General features: G+C 70.7%; 6 protein-coding genes. 2 read left to right on the top strand and 4 right to left on the bottom strand.

Going from position 1 to position 6,266, the window contains the following annotated elements; genetic code table 11:
* The 3 genes from K2X24_RS14000 to uraH form a co-directional block, all read right to left on the bottom strand.
* On the bottom strand, nt 1-447 hold a 447-nt coding region (locus tag K2X24_RS14000; RefSeq protein ID WP_292498998.1), incomplete at its 3' end, for a twin-arginine translocation signal domain-containing protein.
* Nucleotides 448-503: 56 nt separating this feature from the next.
* Nucleotides 504-1,901: a nucleobase:cation symporter-2 family protein gene (locus K2X24_RS13995; protein WP_292498997.1), complete on the bottom strand. Its 1,398-nt coding sequence runs from the start codon at nt 1,899-1,901 to the stop codon at nt 504-506.
* Nucleotides 1,902-2,051: 150 nt separating this feature from the next.
* Nucleotides 2,052-2,438, bottom strand: a complete 387-nt coding sequence (gene uraH, locus K2X24_RS13990) for a hydroxyisourate hydrolase (protein WP_292498996.1) — start codon at nt 2,436-2,438, stop codon at nt 2,052-2,054.
* 222 nt (nt 2,439-2,660) lie between these two features.
* Between uraH and puuE the strand changes: the two genes are divergently transcribed.
* Nucleotides 2,661-4,073: an allantoinase PuuE gene (puuE, locus tag K2X24_RS13985; protein ID WP_292498995.1), complete on the top strand. Its 1,413-nt coding sequence runs from the start codon at nt 2,661-2,663 to the stop codon at nt 4,071-4,073.
* Between the two features lie 102 nt (nt 4,074-4,175).
* Here puuE and K2X24_RS13980 read toward each other — a convergent pair whose 3' ends face one another.
* The gene (locus tag K2X24_RS13980; protein ID WP_292498994.1) at nt 4,176-5,108 is read right to left on the bottom strand and encodes a LysR family transcriptional regulator; all 933 of its coding nucleotides are present in this window, start codon (nt 5,106-5,108) and stop codon (nt 4,176-4,178) included.
* A gap of 177 nt (nt 5,109-5,285) precedes the next feature.
* Between K2X24_RS13980 and K2X24_RS13975 the strand changes: the two genes are divergently transcribed.
* Nucleotides 5,286-6,266, top strand: a 981-nt coding sequence (locus K2X24_RS13975) for a urate hydroxylase PuuD (RefSeq protein WP_292498993.1), incomplete at its 3' end; no start/stop codon positions are given.

The raw sequence follows: 6,266 nt of genomic DNA, 5'->3' as shown, positions 1-6,266 counted from the left end.
CTCGCCCCGCGGCACCAGGAAGCGGTCGCCGAAGAAGTCGGGATGCGGCGGCACGCCGAGCCCGTCCGCCATCAGGTCCTCGTGGCGCACGATCCGGTCGGGCCGGAGGGCCTCGCCGAGGCGGGAGAGGTCGAGATCCTCGAAGCGGCGGTCGGCCTTCGTCGCCGCGATCAGGAAGGCATGGGCCTGGCGGTCCGGCCAGCCCGCGAGATCGCGGGCGCGGTAGTCGCGGGTGAAGGTCTTGGCGCCCGTCACCTTGGCCACCGCGTCGAGGCGGGTGCGGGGCTTGCCCCCGGCGATCCAGGCGGGGCCGGGGCGGGTCGCGCCCTCGACGAGGCCGGCCTGGGCCGTCCCGCGCAGGAACGACACCTTGATGGCGATGCCGGCGGCGGCACTTCCCCCGAGGAAATTGCGGCGCGACAGGGTCGGGCTTGGAGCGTCGGTCATGGTTCCCTCCCTCACGCCGCCCGGCCGAGGGCGGCCGGGGCGGGGGCGCCGGCCGCCTAGGGCGCCGCGCCATGGCCCGCCGCCTCGGTCGGGGCCTGTCCGAGGCGGTCGGAGTTGAGCAGCAGGTTGAGGAGGATCGCGCTGATGGAGCCCAGCGTGATGCCGCTGTGCAGGATCGGCCCGGTCCAGTCCGGCATGGTGGCGGAAAAGAAGGTGGGAGCCGCCATGGGAATCAGCGACAGGCCGATGGAGACCGCGACCACGATCTGGTTGCGGCGATCGCCGAGATCGGCCTCGCCGACGATTATGAGGCCGGCCGAGGCGACCATGCCGAAGATCACGATGCCGGCGCCGCCGAGGACGGCCGGCGGGATCGACGCGATGACGAAGGCGAGCTTCGGGAAGATGCTGACGGCCAGGATGATGAAGCCCGACGTCGCGGTGACGTAGCGGCTACGCACCCGCGTCATGTTCACGAGGCCGACATTCTGCGAGAACGAGGTGTGCGGGAAGGTGTTGAAGATCCCGGCGATCAGGGTCGAGAGCGAATCCGCCATCAGGCCCCGGGTGAGGGTCGGCCGGTCGACGGGCTTGCCGACGATGTCGCCGACCGCGAGGAACATGCCCGTCGACTCGACGAGGGTGACCATCATCACGATGCACATCGCCACCACCGCCGAGAGGTGGAAGGTCGGCCAACCGAAGCGGAACGGCGTGACGAGTTCGAGCACCGGGCGGGTGGCCAGACCCTCCAGGTGGAACAGCCCGAGCGGCCAGGCGATGAGGAGGCCGGCGACGAGGCCGATCAGCACCGCGATATTGGCCACGAACCCGGTGGCGAAGCGGCTGACGACCAAGATCACGCAGAGCACGAGCCCGGCCACCGCAAGGTGAACCGGCGCGCCGAAATCCGCCGCCCCCGCACCGCCGCCCGCCCAGCGGATGCCCACCGGCAGCAGCGTCACCCCGATGATCAGGATCACGGTGCCGGTGACGAGCTGCGGGAAGAACGCCACGAGCCGGTAGAAGAACGGCCGCATCGCGAGGCCGAACAGGCCGGCCGCGATGGTCGCGCCGAAGATGCCGGGCAGGCCGATCGTCGGGTCCTGGGCCATGGCCACCATCGGGCCGACCGAGGCGAAGCTGACGCCCATGATGACGGGCAGGCGCACGCCGAAGCCCGGGAACCCGAGGCTCTGGATCAGGATCGCGAGCCCAGTGACGAAGAGATCGCAGTTGATGAGGAAGGCCACCGTCTCGGCCGAGAGGTTCAGGGCCGCGCCGATGATCAGGGGCGGCGCCACCGCACCGGCGCTCATCACGAGCACGTGCTGCATGCCGTAGGCCGCGAGCTTGGGGATCGGCAACATCGCGTCGACCGCGTTGGTCTCCCCGCATCCCTGGGTCTTGAGGGTTGCCGGTGTCTCGGGCGTCGCCGGTTTGATGTCGGCCATGGGGCGTTCCTCGCTGGTGGCCAAGTCTCGTGGCGTCTTCGCCAGGTGGCGTCTTGGCTGGATGGCGTCTTGGCTGGATGGCGTCTTGGCTGGGTGGCGCGATGGGCCGGCGGGCGTCTTGCGGCGCGCCCTGACGGTCCGGAGGGCGGCTCAGCTTCCGCGATAGGTGCTGTAGCCGTAGGGGGAGATCAGGAGCGGCACGTGCAGGTGGGCGGGCGTGCCCGCGCCCTGCGGCGCGATGCGGAAGCGCACCGGCACGGTATCGAGGAAGGCTGGCGCCTCGCCGGCCGAGGTCCGCGCGAAGTAGGCGCCGACCTCGAAGGCGATCTCGTAGGTGCCGGGCACCACCGCATCCCCGGCAAGCAGGGGTGCGTCGCAGCGGCCGTCCGCGTTCGTCGCGGTCGTCGCCAGGCAGGTGCGGGACGTCGCCTCGATCCGCCAGAGGTGCAGGGTCAGTCCCGCCGCCGGGCGTCCGATGGCGGTGTCGAGCACATGCGTCGTGAGGCGGCGGGCCTCGGGCGCGGTGGTGACGGTCATGAGAGCGGTCCCCCTCGTGGCCGCTCTGCGACCGGAAGCTTGGCAGTTATGCGATGGCGTTCTGCCTGCCCCGCGACGATTGCAGATCGGGTCGCCCGCACCATCCCGGATTTCCGGGAGCAGCTTCGAAAATCTCCGATCAATCGCCGGGGGCGGTGGCGTTATCCTGGCATCACGCGCAAACGAGTCCGCCCCGACCGGGCGGCCAACCCGGGGTCAGTCATGCATACCTCCCGCGACATGATCGGATACGGCCGCACGCCGCCGCGGGCGGACTGGCCGGGCGGCGCCCGGATCGCCGTGCAGATCGTGCTCAACTACGAGGAGGGGGCCGAGAACTGCATCCTGCACGGGGACGCCGCCTCGGAGGCCTTCCTGTCCGAGATCGTCGGGGCCGCGCCCTGGCCGGGCATGCGCCACATGAACATGGAGTCGCTCTACGAGTACGGCTCCCGCGCCGGGTTCTGGCGCCTGTGGCGGCTGTTCACGGAACGCGCCGTGCCCGTCACGGTGTTCGGCGTCGCGACGGCGCTGGCGCGCAACCCGGAGGTCGTCTCCGCGATGAAGGAGGCCGATTGGGAGATCGCCAGCCACGGCCTCAAGTGGATCGACCACCGCGACATGAGCCGGGCCGAGGAGGGCGCCCAGATGGACGCGGCGATCCGCCTGCACGAGGCGGTCACGGGGGCGCCGCCGCAGGGCTGGTACACCGGCCGCTCCTCGGCCAACACGCTGGAGCTCGGTCTCGAGCGCGGTTTCGCCTACCTCGCCGATTCCTATGCCGACGACCTGCCCTACTGGCTCCACGGGGAGGCCGGAACCGGCCTCGTCGTGCCCTATACGCTCGACGCCAACGACATGCGCTTCGCCACCGCACAGGGCTTCAACACGGGCGAGCACTTCTTCACCTACCTGCGCGACACCTTCGACGCGCTCTACGCGGAGGGTGCGACCGCGCCGAAGATGATGTCGGTGGGCCTGCATTGCCGGCTCGTCGGCCGGCCGGGGCGCATCGCGGCGGTGTCGCGCTTTCTCGACCACGTCGCGGCCCACGAGGGGGTCTGGCTGGCCCGCCGCATCGACATCGCCCGGCATTGGGCCGAGCGGCACCCGGCGCCGGCCCTGCGTCCGAGCACGATGAGCGCCTCGCAATTCCTCACCCGCTTCGGCGACATCTTCGAGGACACGCCGGAGATCGCACTCCAGGCCTGGCAAGCCGGCCTCACCGCCCGCGAGGACACGGCCGAGGGCCTCCACGCCGCCCTGGTCCAGTCACTCCGCAACCAACCGACGGACAAGCAGCGCGCCCTGGTGCTGGCCCACCCCGAGCTCGCGGGGCGCCTCGCCCAGGCCGGCGGCCTGACGGACGCCTCCACCGCCGAGCAGAGCAGCGCCGGCCTCGGCGCGCTGACGCCCGAGCAACTGGCCCAGTTCGAGCGACTGAACGCCGCCTACCGCGACCGCTTCGGCCTGCCCTTCGTCATGGCGATCAAGGGCCGCTCCCGGGAGGAGATTCTGGCGGCTTTCGAGGACCGGTTGCGCAACGACGCGGAGCAGGAACTCGCCGAGGCGTTGCGGCAGATCGAGCGGATCGCCTGGCTGCGATTGAAGGACCGGCTGCCCGCGGGCGCGTAGTCACGCCGCGCCGGGCGGCGCCGCGGATCGCGACCCCGCTCGGCGTCCTGTCCTTGCGACGTTTCCTGCGCCGAACCCGTGACCGCTGCGGGCGAAGGACGCTCAGCGCGTCAGGCGCCGGCCGATCAGGTCGAGTTGCGCACCCACATGTGCCCGCAGCGCCTCCGTCGTCATCTCCACGAAGGTCTTGGCCCGGTTCGGCAGCATCTTGCGCGATGGGTACACCACCCCGAGGGTGACGGACGTCGGCGGCGTCCGCGGCAGCACCGTCACGAGCCGCCCGTCCGCCAGATAGGGGGCCACCTCGTAGACGGGTTTCAGGGCGATGCCCTGGCCCTGGAGGGCCCATTCGGTCAGCACGTCGCTGTCGTCCGCGTCGATGCGCCCGGCCACCGGCAGGGTCAGGGCCTCGTCGCCGTCGAGGAGCGTCCAGCGGAACTGCTCCGAGCCGGGGAAGCGCAGCAACAGGCAGGAATGGTCGAGGAGCTCGGCCGGGCTTTCCGGCGCGGGGTTCTCGGCGAGGTAGCTCGGGGCCGCGCACAAGGTACGCTCCACATCCGCGACCTTGCGCAGGGTGAAGGTCGAATCGCGCATCTGCGAGAGCCGGACCGCCACGTCCACCGCCTCCTGCACGAGGTCGAGGAGGTGATCGGAGAGGCGCAGGTGCACGTCGGCCTCGGTGTGCCGTTCGCGGAAGGCCGGGATCAGGGGCGCCACCACGCGCCGGCCGAGGCTCAACGGGGCCGTGACCTTGAGGGTCCCGCGGGGGGCCGCCCCTTGCGTCTCGACGCTCTTCTCCGCCAACTCGACGGAGGCCGCCACGTCGAGGCAGCGGTCGTAAAACACCCGGCCCGCCTCCGTCAGGTTCATCCGCCGCGTCGTGCGCGTCAGGAGGAGACAGCCGAGATGCTCCTCCAGGGTCTGGATGCGGTAGCTGATCACGGATGGCGACAGCCGCAGCGAGCGCCCGGCCGCCGAGAAGCTGCCGGTCTCGGCCGCGCGCATGAAGATGCGGATGGATTCCAGGGACAACATCGCAGGCCCCGGGGTCCGATTCGGGCGAAAGCCGTAGCGTGGCAGGACAATCGCACGCCGCCGCGATCCTGGCGTCCCGTCAGCTTACGAAAAATTCGAAAACTGACAAGGAATTCGGCGGGCATACAACGCGCCCTCCATCGCTAGGATCGTGATCGCAACTCGGAGGGATGAGCCGTGGAGAGCTTCGTTTGGGAGTGGGGAAGCCTGCTGCTGCGCTGGCTTCACATCGTGGCGGCGATGGCCTGGATCGGCTCGTCGTTCTTCTTCATGCACCTCGACGCGTCGCTCAAGCGCACGCCCGAGATCCCGGCCGGGGAGGGCGCCGCCGCCTGGCAGGTGCACGGTGGGGGGTTCTACGAGATGCGAAAGTATTTCGTCGCTCCGGAACACCTCTCGCCGGACCTGACCTGGCACAAGTGGCAGGCTTACACGACGTGGGCTTCGGGTTTCGTGCTGCTGGCGTGGATCTACTACGCGCAGTCGAAGCTCTACCTCGTCGACCCCGCGGTGATGGACCTGTCCGCCCCGGCCGCCACGGCCGTCGGCATCGGCGCGCTGGCGCTGGGCTGGCTGGTCTACGACCGCATCTGCCGCTCGCCGATCGGGCAGAGCGAGACCGGGCTCGCGGCGGTGGGGCTCCTCGTCATCACGATGGCGGCCTTCGGTTTCGCGCAGGTCTTCAGCGGCCGGGGCGCCCTGATCCATACCGGCGCCCTGATGGCGACCTGGATGGCCGGCAACGTCTTCCTCGTCATCATCCCGAACCAGCGCAAGGTGGTGGCCGCGCTGATGCGGGCCGAGCGGCCGGACCCGAACCTCGGCCGCCAAGCCAAGCAGCGCTCGGCCCAGAACAACTACCTGACCCTGCCGGTGGTCCTGCTCATGATCTCGAACCACTACCCGATGCTGTTCGGGTCGAACGCGACGATCCCGCTGATCGTGGCGCTGATCACCGCCTCGGGCGCGGCGATCCGGTTCTTCTACAACGTCCGCCACGCCGATCACGGCCGCTCGCCCTGGTGGGCCTGGGCCGCCGCCACGGCGGGGCTCGGCGCCGCCTTCGCGGTGGCGCTCGCCGGCAGCGCCGGCGGCCGCTCGGTTCTGGGCCTGGCGCCGCTGGCGGACGCCGCGCCGGTCGTCACGCTGGCCTCCGCC

The sequence above is a fragment of the Methylobacterium sp. genome, from assembly GCF_019750675.1.
GTDB lineage: Bacteria > Pseudomonadota > Alphaproteobacteria > Rhizobiales > Beijerinckiaceae > Methylobacterium.
This window is presented reverse-complemented; position numbering and strand designations above follow the sequence as displayed.

Coding starts and splice junctions, on each gene's coding strand:
- K2X24_RS13980 (WP_292498994.1), bottom strand. CDS start 5,108: ATGTTGTCCCTGGAATCCATCCGCATCTTCATGCGCGCGGCCGAGACC.
- K2X24_RS13995 (WP_292498997.1), bottom strand. CDS start 1,901: ATGGCCGACATCAAACCGGCGACGCCCGAGACACCGGCAACCCTCAAG.
- uraH (WP_292498996.1), bottom strand. CDS start 2,438: ATGACCGTCACCACCGCGCCCGAGGCCCGCCGCCTCACGACGCATGTG.
- puuE (WP_292498995.1), top strand. CDS start 2,661: ATGCATACCTCCCGCGACATGATCGGATACGGCCGCACGCCGCCGCGG.